This window comes from Sphingobium sp. BYY-5, from assembly GCF_022758885.1.
Classification (GTDB): Bacteria; Pseudomonadota; Alphaproteobacteria; order Sphingomonadales; family Sphingomonadaceae; genus Sphingobium.
Map to the genome: position 1 here is coordinate 632,737 of NZ_JALEBH010000001.1, position 16,259 is coordinate 648,995.

At 63.2% G+C, this 16,259-nt stretch carries 14 protein-coding genes; all 14 read left to right on the plus strand.

Annotation, left to right across the window (positions count from 1 at the left end; translation table 11 throughout):
- Positions 1-2 precede the first annotated feature (2 nt).
- Positions 3-1,415 (plus strand): cytochrome ubiquinol oxidase subunit I, encoded by a 1,413-nt coding sequence (locus tag MOK15_RS03135; RefSeq protein WP_242930269.1) that lies wholly within the window; start codon positions 3-5, stop codon positions 1,413-1,415.
- 3 nt (positions 1,416-1,418) lie between these two features.
- The gene (gene cydB, locus MOK15_RS03140) at positions 1,419-2,423 is read left to right on the plus strand and encodes a cytochrome d ubiquinol oxidase subunit II (RefSeq protein ID WP_242930270.1); all 1,005 of its coding nucleotides are present in this window, start codon (positions 1,419-1,421) and stop codon (positions 2,421-2,423) included.
- A complete protein-coding gene (locus MOK15_RS03145; RefSeq protein ID WP_278254106.1) occupies positions 2,423-2,539 on the plus strand; it encodes a DUF2474 domain-containing protein in 117 nt (38 codons plus the stop codon). Before cydB ends, MOK15_RS03145 begins: the two co-directional genes overlap by 1 nt.
- 16 nt (positions 2,540-2,555) lie before the next feature.
- Positions 2,556-4,469, plus strand: a complete 1,914-nt coding sequence (locus MOK15_RS03150) for a KUP/HAK/KT family potassium transporter (RefSeq protein ID WP_242930271.1) — start codon at positions 2,556-2,558, stop codon at positions 4,467-4,469.
- Between the two features lie 53 nt (positions 4,470-4,522).
- The gene (locus MOK15_RS03155; protein WP_242930272.1) at positions 4,523-5,176 is read left to right on the plus strand and encodes a DedA family protein; all 654 of its coding nucleotides are present in this window, start codon (positions 4,523-4,525) and stop codon (positions 5,174-5,176) included.
- A gap of 271 nt (positions 5,177-5,447) precedes the next feature.
- The gene (gene groES, locus MOK15_RS03160) at positions 5,448-5,735 is read left to right on the plus strand and encodes a co-chaperone GroES (RefSeq protein WP_242930273.1); all 288 of its coding nucleotides are present in this window, start codon (positions 5,448-5,450) and stop codon (positions 5,733-5,735) included.
- Positions 5,736-5,815: 80 nt separating this feature from the next.
- Complete coding sequence (gene groL / locus MOK15_RS03165) at positions 5,816-7,450, plus strand: chaperonin GroEL (RefSeq protein WP_242930274.1); 1,635 nt, start codon at positions 5,816-5,818, stop codon at positions 7,448-7,450.
- Positions 7,451-7,671: 221 nt separating this feature from the next.
- Complete coding sequence (gene clpB, locus MOK15_RS03170) at positions 7,672-10,251, plus strand: ATP-dependent chaperone ClpB (RefSeq protein WP_242930275.1); 2,580 nt, start codon at positions 7,672-7,674, stop codon at positions 10,249-10,251.
- A 59-nt stretch (positions 10,252-10,310) separates the two neighbouring features.
- Positions 10,311-11,954: an OFA family MFS transporter gene (locus MOK15_RS03175; protein WP_242930276.1), complete on the plus strand. Its 1,644-nt coding sequence runs from the start codon at positions 10,311-10,313 to the stop codon at positions 11,952-11,954.
- 23 nt (positions 11,955-11,977) lie between these two features.
- Entirely contained in the window at positions 11,978-12,889 is a 912-nt protein-coding gene (locus tag MOK15_RS03180) for an alpha/beta hydrolase (protein WP_242930277.1), read from the plus strand.
- Between the two features lie 39 nt (positions 12,890-12,928).
- Entirely contained in the window at positions 12,929-13,528 is a 600-nt protein-coding gene (wrbA, locus tag MOK15_RS03185) for an NAD(P)H:quinone oxidoreductase (RefSeq protein ID WP_242930278.1), read from the plus strand.
- 22 nt (positions 13,529-13,550) lie between these two features.
- Positions 13,551-14,534 carry a cation diffusion facilitator family transporter gene (locus MOK15_RS03190; protein ID WP_242930279.1) on the plus strand — a complete coding sequence of 328 codons (984 nt, stop codon included), beginning with the start codon at positions 13,551-13,553 and terminating at the stop codon, positions 14,532-14,534.
- 72 nt (positions 14,535-14,606) lie between these two features.
- Positions 14,607-15,170, plus strand: a complete 564-nt coding sequence (locus MOK15_RS03195; protein ID WP_242930280.1) for an HdeD family acid-resistance protein — start codon at positions 14,607-14,609, stop codon at positions 15,168-15,170.
- Between the two features lie 180 nt (positions 15,171-15,350).
- Entirely contained in the window at positions 15,351-16,247 is an 897-nt protein-coding gene (locus tag MOK15_RS03200; protein WP_242930281.1) for a bestrophin family protein, read from the plus strand.
- The last annotated feature ends 12 nt before the right edge of the window (positions 16,248-16,259 follow it).

Below are 16,259 nucleotides of genomic sequence, written 5' to 3' on the forward strand. Positions count from 1 at the left end.
GAGTGTTCGCGGATCTTGACCCAGTGATACTTGCCCGTGCGCAGTTCGCGTTCACGGTCTCCTTCCACTTCATTTTTCCCGCCTTCTCGATCGGGCTGGCGAGCTATCTGATGGTGCTCGAGGGCCTGTGGCTGAAGACCGGCAACGGCGTCTACGCCAATCTCTATCGCTACTGGATCAAGATTTTCGCCGTCGCCTTCGGCATGGGCGTCGTCTCCGGAGTGGTCCTGTCCTACCAGTTCGGCACCAACTGGTCGGTCTTTTCGACCAAGGCGGGGCCGATCATCGGCCCGCTCATGGCCTATGAGGTACTGACCGCCTTCTTCCTCGAGGCCGGCTTCCTTGGCGTCATGCTGTTCGGCATTAACAAGGTGGGCAAGGGGCTTCATTTCTTCGCGACGTGCATGGTGGCGCTTGGCACGCTGATCTCGGCGACCTGGATCATTTCGGTGAACAGCTGGATGCAGACGCCGACGGGCTACGCGATCAACGCGAAGGGCCAGTTCGTGCCGGCGGGCTCGTGGCTCGATATCATCTTCAATCCGAGCTTTCCCTATCGTCTCGTCCACACGGTCATTGCCGCCTATCTGACCACAGCGCTGGTGGTCGGCGCGGTCGGCGCCTGGCATCTGCTCAAGGATCGCTCGAACCCGGGCGCGCGCAAGATGTTCTCCATGGCGATGTGGATGGCGGCGCTCGTCTCGCCGATCCAGATCCTCGCGGGCGACCAGCACGGTCTCAACACGCTCGAGCATCAGCCGGTCAAGGTGCTGGCGATGGAGGGGGACTATGATCCGAGCCCTGATGGGGCGCCGCTGGTGCTCTTCGGCCTGCCGAGCAACGAGGAAGCGCGGGTCCGCTACAAGGTCGAGGTGCCTCATGTCGGATCGCTGATCCTCAAGCACGACCCCTATGCGCCGCTTCCGGGCCTGAAGGACTATCCGCGCGATATTTGGCCCCCTGCTCACATCATTTTCTGGTCCTTCCGGATCATGGTGGCGCTGGGCCTGGCCATGCTCGGGCTGGGATTGTGGAGCCTGCTCGCGCGGATGCGCAAGAAGCTCTATGACTGGGCCTGGTTGCACCGGGCCGCGGTTGCGATGGGCCCCGCCGGCTTCGTGGCGGTCATCGCGGGCTGGGTGACGACCGAGGCCGGACGGCAACCGTTCACTGTCTATGGACTGCTGCGCACGGTCGATTCCCATTCGCCCCTGGGAGCGCCTGCCGTGGCTGCGTCGCTTCTTGCATTCGTTATCGTCTATTTCGGCGCTTTCGGTGCCGGCACATACTATCTGCTGCGGATGATGGCGAAGCCGCCAAGCGCGGGCGAGCCGGAGCCAGCAAAGGTCCCGCAGCGTGCCGCCGGCATCACCCCTGCGGCGGGTGTCGTCGCTGCGCCGTCGCGGGAGGCTTGAGACATGGGACATCTTGATCTCACCATTGTCTGGGCCTGCATCATCGGCTTTGCCGTTTGCGCCTATGTCGTGATGGACGGCTTCGATCTCGGCATCGGCATCCTCTTCCCGATCTATTCGGTCGGCGAGGAACGCGACCAGGCGATGAACTCGATCGCGCCGGTCTGGGACGGCAACGAGACCTGGCTGGTGTTGGGGGGAGGGGGGCTGTTTGCGGCCTTCCCGCTCGCATACGGGATCATTCTGCCCGCGACCTATCCGCTGATGATCGCGATGCTCCTGGGACTTGTGTTTCGCGGCGTGGCGTTCGAGTTCCGGTGGCGCGACGCGGGCCATCGGCCGTTCTGGGACATGGCCTTCTCGCTCGGGTCGATCGTCGCTGCTTTCGCGCAAGGGGTCACGCTCGGGGCGATCCTGCAGGGCATTCATGTCGAGCATGACGCCTATGCGGGAGGCTGGCTGGACTGGCTGAGTCCTTTCAGCCTGCTCACGGGCTTGGCCGTGGTGATCGGTTATGCCCTGCTCGGCGCGACCTGGCTCATCTGGCGGACCGAATATCGCTGCCAGCAGCGGGCGCGACACCTGGCCGTCCCACTTGGCGTGGCGACGCTCCTGGCATTGGGGGCCGTGAGTCTGGCCACGCCCTTCCTCGCCTATGATTATTGGCGGCGCTGGTTTACGATGCCCGGCGTACTGCTCACGGCGCAGGTTCCGCTGCTTGTTATGATCTGTTCGGCGATCTTCTTCTGGAGCCTGAAGCGCGGCGCCGAACGCCTGCCATTCGTGATGGCGCTTGCCCTGTTCCTGCTCGGTTTCATTGGGCTTGGCATCAGCATATATCCCTATGTCGTGCCGCGCGCGGTGACGATCTGGGATGCCGCGGCGCCCTATCAGAGCCAGCTCTTCATGCTGGTCGGTTCGGTGATCATCATCCCTACGATCATTATCTATACGGGCTGGGCTTATTGGGTGTTTCGCGGCAAAGCCGGCACGCACGGCTACCATTGATGGGCGGTGAGACGTCCTTTCTCCAACGGCTTGGCTGGATGGTCGCGATCTGGGCAGGCAGCGTCCTCGCATTGGGCATCGTTGCCGGTCTCATCCGCATTGTCCTGAAGCCCTGAACTGAGCGGGACGGCCGTGGCACCTGACACCCTCAAAGCGCCCGTCGCGGAGGCATCTTCAAGGAAGCGCGCGCTGCCCGTCCTCGCGCTGACCGCGCTTGGTGTCGTCTATGGCGATATCGGGACCAGTCCCCTCTACGCCTTCAAGGTTGCGCTGGCTGCTGGCGTGAAATCCGGTCTCGGACCCGGACATGCGGCGTCCGGTATTGCCTCGCTCATCATTTGGTCGCTCGTCGTCATCGTTTCGATCAAATATGCGCTCCTGATCCTGCGCGCTGACAATCGCGGGGAGGGAGGCGTGGTCGCTATGCTGGCGCTGCTTGGCGTCACCTCCGGATCCCCCAACAGCCGAGGCACGGCCCTGCTCGTGCTGGGCCTGGTCGGCGCCGCTCTCCTCTACGGGGACGGCGCGATCACTCCAGCCATTTCGGTCCTGAGCGCGGTCGAGGGACTGAAGGTCGACGCACCTATGCTCGGCCATGCAGTGGTCCCCTTGACGCTTATAATCCTCCTCGCGCTGTTCTGCGTTCAGTCGAAGGGCACGGGATTTATCGGCAGGATCTTCGGGCCGGTCATGCTCTGCTGGTTCGTCGTCATCGCTGCGTTGGGTGTGGCCGCGATCGCTCGCCATCCGGCAATTCTGGCGGCACTCCTGCCTTCGCACGCGATAGGATTTCTGGCCGGAGCGCCGATCGCCGTCAGCTTCGGCGTCATGGGCGCGGTCTTTCTGGCCGTGACGGGGGGCGAGGCCATGTACGCCGACATGGGGCATTTCGGGCGCGGCGCGATCAGGGCGGCATGGTTCCTTGTCGCGCTTCCCGCGCTGGTCCTGAACTATCTGGGGCAGGCGGCGACCGTTTCCAGCGATCCCGCCGCCATCGCCGGCCCATTCTATAGCCTTGCGCCGGCCTGGGCCCATTATCCCCTGGTGGCATTTGCAACCGTTGCCACCATCATCGCATCGCAGGCGATCATCTCCGGGGCATTTTCGCTGACGCATCAGTCGGTCCAGTTGGGCTTTCTTCCCAGGCTGGCGATCTTCCACACGACGCGCGACGAGCGCGGACAGATCTACGTGCCGACGGTCAACTGGCTGCTCGCCGCTGCGACGATCGCGGCCGTGCTTATCTTCAAAACGTCCGATGCGCTGGCGGGGGCCTATGGGATAGCGGTTTCCGGGCTGATGGCGATCTCCACCTTCCTTGCCGCTCTGGTAGCGCTCCAATGGGGGTTTCCGCCGGTGCTAGTCCTGGCGGTCAATGGGCTCTTCATGGCCGTGGACCTGTTCTTCTTCGGCGCCAATGCGGTGAAGCTCTTCGAAGGCGGGTGGTTTCCGTTGATGATCGCGGGCGCGATCGCCTTCCTGATGCTGACATGGCGCCGGGGCGTGCAACTGGTCGATGCCGCAAGAGCTGAGCGACGGATCGAGGAGCCCCAGTTCATAGCGGCGCTCGAAACCAAGTCGGTCGTCCGGATCAGCGGCACGGCCGCATTCCTCTCGGCGGCGCGCAGCGGCATTCCACTCTCCCTGGCGGCCCATTTGCGGCACAACAAGGCCTTGCAGGACACGGTGCTGCTGGTCTCGGTCGTGACCGAAGAGGTGCCGGTGGTGGACCCTGGAAACCGGGCCGAAGTGCATGTGCTGAGCGCTGGCTTTGAGCGCGTGATCCTGCGGTTCGGCTTCATGGAGAGCCCCGACATCCCCGCCGGGCTGAGGGGTGCCCGGATTTGCGCCTCGGCGACCGATCTAGCGGACGCCACCTATTATATCGGGCATGAGACGGTCATTGCCGATCGGAAGGTCCGCGGGATGGCCAAGCTGCGCGAGTCCATCTTTGTCTGGATGCAGCGCAATGTGACGCCAACGGGCGCCTCGTTCGGGATCCCTTCGGAAAGCCTCGTCGAACTGGGAACAGAAATCCGGATTTGAGATGCTGCGGGAAGTCGCGGTTATCGTACCAGCAATTTGGGGCAGATTCTTGTATGTCGATCGAGCTGCTGTTCGCACGCTACGGTGTGATCGCCATCCTCTTCAGGGCAGGGCTCGAGGGCGAGGCGACAGTCATTGCCGGCGGTATATCGGCGCACCGCCAACTCATCCCGCTTTGGGAGGCAATGGTCGCTGCGGCTGCCGGCTCGTTCATGGTCGATCAGGCCTGGTTCTTCCTCGGACGCCACTGTCAGCATTATGCCTGGGTGCAAAAGGCCATGCGGCGGTCTGCGTTCGAACGAGCCACCACGCTCATCGGGAGACATCCGACGGCTTTCATTGTCGGCTTTCGCTTTGCCTATGGCCTGCGCACGATCAGTCCGATTGCAATCGGCGCGAGTTATGTGGCGGTGAAGACCTTCGTGCCCCTCGATGCCTGCGCAGCCTTCGTCTGGGGCACTGCCTTCACCCTCATCGGCTATGAGTTCGGGCAAGCCTTTTCCGGCCTTTTCCATGAGATCGGGCATGCAGCGCTCTACGGGTTGGCGATCGTGCTGGGGGTGGCGCTGGTGCTCGGGATCGTATCGCGCGTGACCCACCGCAGCGACGGACGCCCATGCCCGTGGCGGATGGGTGTCGGACATTTTGTCTTCTGGCGGGCGGACATCCTGTCTCCCCGATCGATTGCCGATCCAATAAATCATTGAATTTCGGTGCGACTTAAGTTGGCACGCCTATTGCTCTCATTTCTGCCGCGAAGACATGGAGGGGCGCATGCGACGACAGCATTGATGGAGTTCGGCGTTTCGACGGAGGCAATGAACGGGTGGCGGGGCATTGGTCCTGGAGCGCGTTCACAGTTCCGCACGGGACGTCCTGGATTCCATCCTCATCGAACAGACCATGAAATATGGCGATTTCCAGCGTGTTCCACACCGTCTCGCTTAGTTGTCGCCTTTAGGTTGGAGGATAGCAGCGATGAAGTTTCGTCCTTTGCATGATCGGGTGTTGGTGCGCCGTGTGGAAGCCGAGGAAAAGACCGCCGGAGGGATCATCATTCCCGACACGGCAAAGGAGAAGCCCCAACAGGGGGAGGTCATTGCCGCAGGGGACGGTACGCGCAGCGAAGATGGCAAGCTTGTGCCCCTCGACGTGAAGGCCGGGGACCGCATCCTGTTCGGGAAATGGTCTGGCACCGAGGTCACCATCGATGGCCAGGAACTCCTGATCATGAAGGAATCCGACATCCTCGGCATCGTCTCCTGATGCGGTCCGGACCAATCTGTGACGGCGGACAGTCAATACCCGTCGCGACAAGATCTCTTGCTCTCTGAAAGGAAAGTCACATGGCAGCGAAGGACGTCAAATTTGCGCGGGACGCTCGGGAACGGATCCTGAAGGGCGTCGACATTCTCGCGGACGCGGTCAAGGTCACGCTCGGGCCGAGGGGCCGCAACGTCGTCATCGACAAGAGCTTCGGCGCACCGCGCATCACCAAGGACGGCGTCACCGTCGCCAAGGATATCGAGCTCAAGGACCGCTTCGAGAATATGGGCGCGCAGATGCTGCGCGAAGTGGCGTCCAAGACCAACGACGCGGCCGGTGACGGCACCACTACCGCCACCGTGCTCGCCCAGGCGATTGTCCGCGAGGGCATGAAGTCGGTGGCCGCCGGCATGAATCCGATGGACCTCAAGCGCGGCATCGATCTCGCCGTGGCGAAGGTCATCAAAGAGCTTCAGGAGCGCTCGAAGCCCGTATCGGGCTCGCATGAGATTGCTCAGGTCGGCACGATCTCGGCCAATGGCGACCGTGAAGTCGGCGAGAAGATCGCTGAAGCCATGGAGAAGGTCAGCAAGGAAGGCGTCATCACGGTCGAGGAGGCCAAGGGCCTCGAGTTCGAACTCGATGTCGTCGAAGGCATGCAGTTCGACCGCGGCTACCTCTCGCCCTACTTCATCACCAACCCCGAGAAGATGACGGTTGAGCTGGCCGATCCCTACATTCTCATCCACGAGAAGAAGTTGTCGAACCTGCAGTCGATGCTGCCGATCCTCGAAGCGGTGGTGCAGTCGGGCCGTCCGCTTCTCATCATCGCCGAGGATATTGAGGGCGAGGCTCTGGCCACGCTCGTCGTCAATCGCCTGCGCGGCGGCCTCAAGGTCGCCGCGGTCAAGGCGCCGGGCTTCGGCGATCGCCGCAAGGCGATGCTCGAGGACATCGCCATCCTGACCGGCGGCAATGTCGTCAGCGAGGATCTCGGCACGAAGCTGGAGAGCGTGACGCTGGCCATGCTCGGCCAGGCCAAGAAGATCACGATCGACAAGGACACGACCACGATCGTCGATGGTGCGGGAACCCATGACGCGATCAAGGCGCGGACCGAGCAAATCCGCGCGCAGATCGAGACCACCACGTCCGACTATGATCGCGAGAAGCTGCAGGAACGTCTGGCCAAGCTGGCGGGCGGCGTTGCAGTCATCAAGGTCGGTGGTGCAACCGAGATCGAAGTGAAGGAGCGCAAGGACCGCGTCGACGACGCGCTACATGCCACCCGCGCGGCTGTCGAAGAGGGCATCGTCCCGGGCGGAGGCACGGCGCTGCTCTATGCGACCACGGCGCTCGAAGGCCTCAACGGCGAGGATGATGATCAGACGCGCGGCATCGATATCGTCCGCCGCGCGCTGACCTCGCTGGTCAAGCAGATCGCCGAGAATGCTGGCTTCGATGGCGCTGTCGTCTCGGGCAAGCTGCTCGACGGCAACGATCCGTCGATCGGCTTCAATGCGCAGACCGATACCTATGAGAATCTGGTCAAGGCCGGCGTCATCGATCCGACCAAGGTCGTGCGTACCGCGCTCCAGAATGCGGCGAGCGTCGCGGGCCTCCTGATCACGACCGAGGCATCGATCGCCGACCTGCCGGAAGACAAGCCGGCCATGCCGGCCATGCCAGGCGGAATGGGCGGCATGGACTTCTAAGCGAATGGTCGCGGGAGGACGAGCCGATGAGGACTGCAATCTGACTCCCGCAACCTGCCAATCGGGCCGGGCACCCTCCACCTCTCCACCGGCTCGATTGGCACCTTTCGATGAACCGTCACCAGCGCTCGCCTGCGGGGGCGACGTGACGATCCAAGATCATTTCGCGGGAACGGCTCGGTTGAGCGACCGCCGCGTCCATTGGAATTTTAGGAAGCGCCATGAACCTCGAGATGTTCACCGACCGCGCCAAGGGCTTTCTCCAGGCCGCGCAGACCGTCGCCATCAGGCTGAACAACCAGCGCATCGCGCCGGAGCACATCCTGAAGGCACTTCTGGAAGACGACCAGGGGATGGCGGCCGGTCTGATCGAACGGGCTGGTGGCTCGCCGCAGGTGGCAACGCGAGAGGTCGATGCCGCGCTCGCCAAATTCCCCAAAGTTTCCGGGAGCGGCGCACAGCAACCGCCCGCGCTCGACAATGATGCCGCGCGCCTCCTTGATTCCGCCGAACAGATCGCAAAGAAGGCCGGCGACAGCTATGTGACCGTCGAGCGGTTGCTTCTCGCCTGCGTGCTCGCGAAGGGCACGGCTGTCGGCAAGGCGCTCGAGCTTGCCGGCGTGACGGCCGACGCGCTCAACGATGCGATCAACACCCTCCGAGGCGGGCGCACGGCCGATACGGCGGGGGCCGAGGACCGCTATGACGCGCTCAAGAAGTTCGCGCGCGACCTCACAGAGGCGGCACGCGCGGGCAAGCTCGACCCGGTCATTGGCCGGGATGAGGAGATCCGCCGCACCATCCAGATCCTGGCGCGCCGGACCAAGAACAACCCGGTGCTGATCGGCGAACCCGGCGTCGGCAAGACCGCCATCGCCGAGGGTCTAGCGCTGCGTATCGCCAATGGGGACATCCCCGATACGCTCAAGGACCGCACGCTAATGGCGCTCGACATGGGATCGCTGATCGCGGGCGCCAAATATCGCGGCGAGTTCGAGGAGCGCCTCAAAGGCGTGCTCGACGAAGTGAAGGGCGCCGAGGGACAGGTCATCCTCTTCATCGACGAGATGCACACGCTGATCGGCGCGGGCAAGACCGACGGCGCGATGGATGCCTCGAATCTGCTGAAGCCCGCCCTCGCGCGCGGCGAACTCCACTGCATCGGTGCGACCACGCTCGATGAATATCGCAAATATGTCGAGAAGGATCCCGCGCTCCAGCGGCGCTTTCAGCCCGTCTTCGTCGGTGAACCGACGGTCGAGGACACGATCTCGATCCTGCGCGGGCTCAAGGAGAAGTACGAGCTGCACCATGGCGTGCGGATCACCGACGGGGCGATCGTGGCGGCGGCGACGCTCTCCAACCGCTACATCACGGACCGCTTCCTGCCCGACAAGGCCATCGACCTCATGGACGAGGCCGCCTCGCGCCTGCGCATGGAAGTGGAGAGCAAGCCTGAAGAGATCGAAAATCTCGACCGGCGGATCATCCAGCTCAAGATCGAGCGCGAGGCGCTGAAGAAGGAGACGGACCAAGCCAGCAAGGACCGGCTCGCTCACCTTGAGAAGGATATTGCCGAGTTCGAACAGAAGTCGAGCGAACTCACCGCGCGCTGGCAGGCTGAAAAGGAGAAGATCCAGGGCGAGGCGAGGATCAAGGAACAGCTCGACGCCGCGCGCGTGCAGCTCGAGCAGGCGCAGCGTGCCGGCGACCTCGCCAAGGCTGGGGAGCTGCAATATGGCACCATTCCGGACCTCGAGAGAAAGCTGTTCGAGGCACAGGCAATCGCCAAGGGCGCGATGCTGCGCGAGGAAGTGACCGCCGAGGATATCGCCAGCGTCGTCTCGCGCTGGACCGGTATCCCGGTCGACCGCATGCTCGAAGGCGAGCGGCAAAAGCTCATCCATATGGAAGAGGCGATCGGCAAGCGCGTCATCGGGCAGGAAGACGCGGTTGCCGCGGTGTCCCGGGCCGTCCGGCGCGCGCGCGCGGGCCTCCAGGATCCCAACCGGCCGCTCGGCTCCTTCCTGTTCCTGGGGCCGACGGGCGTCGGCAAGACTGAGCTGGCCCGGGCGCTCGCCGGTTTCCTGTTCGACGATGACCAGGCGATGGTCCGCATCGACATGTCGGAATTCATGGAGAAGCATTCGGTGGCCCGCCTCATTGGCGCGCCTCCCGGCTATGTCGGCTATGACGAAGGCGGTGTCCTCACCGAGGCGGTGCGGCGCCGGCCCTACCAGGTCGTGCTGTTCGATGAGGTGGAGAAGGCCCATCCGGACGTCTTCAACGTGCTGCTGCAGGTGCTCGACGACGGCCGCCTGACCGACGGCCAGGGCCGCACGGTCGACTTCACCAATACGCTCATCATCCTGACCTCGAACCTCGGTTCGCAATATCTCACCCAGCTTGGCGAGAATGAACCGGCCTCGGCCGCCGAGCCGCAAGTGATGGAAGTGGTGCGGGCCCATTTCAGGCCCGAGTTCCTCAACCGCCTCGACGACATCATCCTGTTCCACCGCCTCGCCGCCGACCATATGGCGCCGATCGTCGATATCCAGGTTGCGCGGCTCCAGAAGCTGCTCGCCGATCGCAAGATCACGCTCGACCTCAACGATGCCGCCCGCGCTTGGCTTGGGCGCGTCGGCTATGATCCCGTCTATGGCGCGCGTCCGCTGAAGCGCGCGGTGCAGCGTTATCTGCAGGACCCCCTCGCAGAGAAGATCCTGCAGGGCGAAATTCCCGACGGATCGACAGTGAAGGTCGACGAGGGCGACGGTGCGCTCAAGCTGACGGTCGAGTGATGGGGCGCGGGGCGGCAATCACCGGGAGCGGTACCATCCAGACCTGAGGGAGAAGAGGAATGGCGTCAGCAAGTGCAGTTGCCGGTGGACGGCCGCCTGGCATTCTCGACCGGGAAAACATTGTCGCCGGCTCCGATTTCAACCGCTGGCTGGTGCCGCCCTGTGCGCTCGCCATCCATCTCTGCATCGGCATGGCCTATGGGTTCAGCGTGTTCTGGCTCCCGCTTTCGCGCGCAGTCGGGATCTCGAGCCCGGTGACCTGCGAGGGAATGTCGCTTCTAGGCGCGCTGACAACCACGAGTTGCGACTGGCGCGTGAGCGACCTCGTCTGGACCTATTCGATCTTCTTCGTCGTGCTGGGTGCCGCGGCGGCCATGTGGGGCGGCTGGCTCGAGCGCGCGGGGCCGCGTAAGGCGGGGGTCGTGGCAACCTGCTGCTGGTGTGGCGGCATGGCGCTGGGTGCTGTGGGCGTTGCGATGCACCAGCTCTGGCTGCTCTGGCTCGGCACCGGCCTTCTCGGCGGCATCGGTCTTGGAATCGGCTACATCACGCCGGTTTCCACCCTCATCAAATGGTTTCCCGATCGGCGCGGCATGGCGACAGGCATGGCCATCATGGGCTTTGGCGGTGGTGCTATGATCGGCAGCCCGCTCGCCGACCGGCTGATGCACGCATTCGCCAGCCCCGCCGGGGTCGGTGTGTGGCAGACCTTCGCGGTACTCGCGATCGGCTATTTCGTCTTCATGCTGGCGGGCGCTTTCGGCTTTCGTGTGCCCACGGAGGGATGGCGACCGGTGGGCCGGACACCGCCAGCGACGATACATGCGTCGATCAGCCGTTTTCACGTCCATCTGAAAGACGCGCACAGGACGCCGCAATTCTGGCTGGTCTGGGGCGTGCTCCTGCTCAACGTTTCGGCCTCGATCGGCATCATCGGGGTCGCCTCGCCCATGCTGCAGGAAGTGTTTGGCGGCAGACTGATCGACAAGCCTGGTACGCTCTTCACCGCCTTCAACGATGCTGACAAGACTGCCGCTGCGGCCGTCGGCGCCGGCTTCGTCGGGCTCATCAGCCTCTTCAATATCGGCGGCCGGTTCTTCTGGGCGACCTCGTCTGACAAGCTCGGTCGCCAGCGGACCTTTGCCGTCATGACGGCAGCGGGCACGCTCCTCTATGGCCTCGCCGCACCGGCCCTGCTCGGCGGCTCCATCGGCCTCTTCATTCTCACCTTCTGCGTCTGCGCGTCCATGTATGGCGGTGGCTTCGCAACGGTGCCCGCCTATTTGGCGGATCTCTTCGGCACCAAGTTCGTCGGCGCAATCCATGGGCGCCTGCTGACGGCCTGGTCGACAGCAGGGGTTCTCGGGCCATTCATTGTCACGGCCCTTCGCGACAATCGCATCTCGGCCGGGATTCCGCGCGATCAGGTCTACCAACCCATCTATTGGACACTCGCCACGCTCCTTGTGCTGGCCTTCATCCTCAACCTTCTCATCCGCCCGGTCCATCCGCGCTTCCATATGGCTGCGGACGAGATCGTTCCTGGCATTTCCGAGGTCGGGCACGGAACGGCTGTGGGGCCGAAGGTTGGCGGGCCGGCCCGCCCCAGCGCTGCTGTTCTCCTGGCGTGGATCGCGGTGGGCATCCCGATCGCATGGGGCATCTATCAGACCGCTGCGAAGGCAGCGGTGCTGCTCAAGTAGCTTTCGAGGAGGCCAGCGGACGCATGGAACCGATCACTTTCAAGAACAAGGACAGGGTCGTCGCAGCCAATCTGCATCTTCCGCTTCCGTTCGACGATGCCAAGAAATATCCGGCGCTGATCTGTGTCCATCCTTCCGGGCCAAGTCGGGACCAGGCACATGACTATGGCACGAAGCTGACCCAGCTCGGCTATGCGACGCTCGTACTGGACGCCACATCGAAGACGAGCGCGGGCGAAGAGATCGGCACCGATCCTGGCGACCGGATCGAGAATATTCGCTGCGCGATCGACTATCTCGTCACCATGGCCTTCGTCGATGAAGGACGCATCGCAGCGGTGGGATTGGGCGCTGGTGCCGGCTACCTCGTGGGGGCGGCGATGTCGGACTACCGGATAGCCGCTCTCGCGGCCGTGGCGCCGGTCAATGTGGGCCGCATTCAGCGCGAGGGTGATCTGACGGCCGGCGCGGCGGCCGCGCGCCTGCGCGAGATCGGCCGCCAGAGGACGGCTGAAGCACAGGGAGCCGCCCCGAAGATTGTCGGCCTGGTGCCGGTAGCCGAGACGGAAGGCGCTGGCCCCGCGCGAACGCTCGACCTTGTGGAGGTTGTTGGATCCGGCGCGGCGGCCGGCGCCGAGCAGGCACCCACTGACTCGGCCAGCCTGCGCCTTGCGGACCTTGGCGCGGTATTCACGTTCGACGCATTTCATCTGGCGGACCAGTTGCTCGTACAGCCCCTGCAGGTGGTGATCGGTGACACCGACGATCCCTTTGGGTCTTACCGGGATGGCTTCCGGCTGTTTGATGCAGCTCGATCGGAACAAAAGGACATCGATATAATCGAGCAGTGCACGCACAATGATTTCTACAACGACCCCGACAGGATCAGCGCTGTTACGGCCAGGATCGGGACGTTCCTTAAAGACAATCTCTAGATGTTGCCCGCCCGCGAGCGCGGACGAAGGAGTGACGTTATGGCAAAGATATTGGTGCTCTATTATTCGAGCTATGGTCACATAGAGAAGATGGCCGAGGCTATTGCGGAAGGAGCGCGAAGCGCCGGAGCGAGCGTCGACATCAAACGGGTGCCCGAAACGGTTCCTGAAGAAGTGGCCCGCGCGTCGCATTTCAAGCTCGATCAGGCGGCGCCCATCGCGACCATCGAAGATCTGGAGAGCTATGACGCGATCGTCATCGGAACCGGAACGCGGTTCGGCCGCATCTCCTCGCAGATGGCGGCCTTTCTCGATCGCGCCGGCGGTCTCTGGGCGAAAGGAGCGCTGATCGGCAAGGTCGGTGCGGCATTCACCTCTACGGGATCGCAACATGGCGGCCAGGAGACGACACTCTTCTCGCTTATCACTAACATGCTGCATTTCGGAATGACGATCGTTGGTCTCGATTACGGCTTCGCCGGCCAGATGGGTTGGGATGTGGTTCGAGGTGGAGCGCCCTACGGTGCCACGACGATTGCCGGGAGCGACGGCAGTCGCCAACCCGATGCGAACGACCTGGCCGGGGCTGCTTATCTCGGCCGCAAGGTCGCGGACGTCGCGACCCGGTTGTTCGGATGACAATGGTGCGGAGGGCCCCTGCTTGACGACGGTAGCAACAGGATCAAGCGCCGAACCGCATTCGTCGCGGCTGACCGTCTATGCCGCCTTGGCCGGGAACGTCGCGGTGGCGTGTACGAAACTCGCCGCTGCCGTTGTCACCGGAAGCGCTGCGATGTTCAGCGAAGCCGTCCACTCGATCGTCGATACCGGCAACGAGGGGCTGCTTCTCTATGGCTTCCGACAATCTGAGCGTCGCCCGAATCTCGTCCACCCCTTTGGATATGGCCGCGAGCTCTATTTTTGGAGCTTCATCGTGGCTCTGCTTCTGTTCGGGCTCGGCGCTGGCGTCTCGCTCTACCAGGGCGTGCGCCATGTGATCGATCCGGAGCCGATCGAATATGCGCTGGTAAGCTATGTGGTGCTCGGTCTGTCGTTCGTGTTCGAAGGCGCGTCCTGGATCGTGGCGTGGCGCGGCTTCAAGCGGGCGCGGGGCGATCTGAGCTTTTGGAGAGCATTCCGCCAGAGCAAGGATCCGCCCGCCTTCATGGTCCTCTTCGAGGATAGTGCAGCGCTCATCGGCATCGCCTTCGCGGGCGCGGGGATCATGGCCGCTGACTTCCTTGACATGCCGGTGTTCGACGGCATCGCTTCGATCCTCATAGGTTTGGTCCTGGCGATCACCGCCGGCCTGCTGGCCATCGAGAGCAAGAGCCTGCTGATCGGTGAGCGGGCACCGCCGGCGCTGGTCGAGGCGATTTGCCGTTTGGTGGAAGAGCAGCCGGGGGTCGCTAACGCGAACAGCGCGCTCACGGCGCAACTGTCGCCGCATCAATCGATCGTCGCGCTCAGCATCGAGTTCGAGGACGGTCTGATGACCGATCAGATCGAGGATTGCGTGGCAGGGCTCGAAGCAAGGGTTCGCGCCGCTCATCCGGATGTGGTCGCATTGTTCGTGAAGCCGCAGACTCTGCGGCAGTTCGAGTCAGCGACGCGGAAGCGCTTCGGCAGTTATCCGATCAATTGAGGCCACCCGAGGGCGGCCGGCAAATAGTGGAAGTTTTGCAGCAAATGCCAGCCAGGAGACAGGGAGGAAGATATGAGCAACTATAGTAAGGCCCAGGGACTGTTTCCCATCGAAGACGGCTCGAAGGGTTGGGGTTGGATCCTGGCCTATGGAATTTTCTTGATATTCGGCGGGATACTGGCGTTTTTCAATCCGATCGCCACTGGCTTCGCGACCGGCGTCGTCTTCGGTGTCAGTCTCGTCATCTATGGCGTGTTCGCGATTATCGCGGGCGTCTCCGCCTTGTCGACGCGGTCCAAAATACTTGAGATCCTGCTCGGGATCATCGCTATCCTCGCCGGGGCGTTCGTCCTGTTCGACCCGTTCCAAGGTGCGGCATCGCTCGGATGGGCGATCGGGCTCTGGCTTCTCGTCTCGGGCATCTTCCAGATCATCTATGTGTTCCAGGGTGGTCATGACCGCGTCTGGCGCGCACTGCTCGGCGTGATCGACATCGTGCTGGGCGGGTATCTGGTGATCAGCGGGCCCCTCACCGGGCTTGCCTTCGTGGCTGCCATGGTCGGTTTCAGCTTCCTGTTCCGCGGCTTTTTCCTCACCAGCCTTGCCTTTACACTGCGAAAGGCCGCGCGGACCTGATGGGGCATCGTCATGCAATGCTTGCCGCGGCACAAACGCACGACCCTTGCGAGGGGGCAGGCGGGCTGTGGTGACAGGCTGTCATATCCGACCTGCCACGGCCCGGTCGTCCTGCAGGCAGCTCGCTCAAGAGGAACGAGATGCGCGCGAATTCCATTCTGACCAGGAAACAGACGGAACATGATCGTAAGATCGCAACCCAGCCTCAAGGATGTTCTGACTGCCATACATGGCTCAATTCTGCCGCGCATCGCGCGCCGACTTGGAACAATCGCCCTTGTGAGCGTCATCGCGATCCTGGCCGCAAAGGATCATCCGGGCATCTTCGCGCGGATTTCCGCCATGCCCTTCACGTTGATCGGCATCGCGCTCTCGGTGTTCATGAGCTTCAGGAACAACGCCTGCTACACGCGATGGTGGGAGGGCCGCCAGCTATGGGGAGAGCTGATCGTCGCGTCCCGCTGCCTCGCGCGCCAAACATCGAATTTCAAGGAGGAGGATCGGAACGACCTCCTGCGCGGCATTTGTGGCTTCGCTTCGGGTCTGGCGGCGCGGCTCCGCGGCGCCGATGAACCTGCGGCGATCAAGTTGTGGATCAAAATTGGACCAGCAGCCAAGGGACCCAACCCGACCAACGCCGTGTTGAATCAGTTGGGGGAGCTGCTCCTCAAGCTGATGGGCGAGGGCGCTATCACGCCGATCCATTATTCGGTTCTCGAGCGAGAGATGCACCGTTTGTCCGAGGTACAGGGCGCATGCGAGCGTATCGCCTCGACGCCGGTTCCATTCGCCTATTCGCTTCTGTTACAGCGCACTGCGCTGATCTTCTGCGTGATGCTGCCATTCGCGCTGGCAGGCTCGTTGGATTGGTGGACGCTCCTGCCGGTGCTGCTCACCGCCTACACCTTCTTCGGTCTCGACGCGCTCGGCCACCAGCTCGAGGATCCGTTTGGTCTCGAGCCGAATTGCCTCCCTCTCTATGCGCTTCGACGAACCGTTGAGCGCGAGATGCTCGCGCTTCTCGCTGTCGATGATCTTCCCGCCCCGGCTGAGCCGCGGAACGGTATCCTGAGCTGAGAAAGGGGCGGC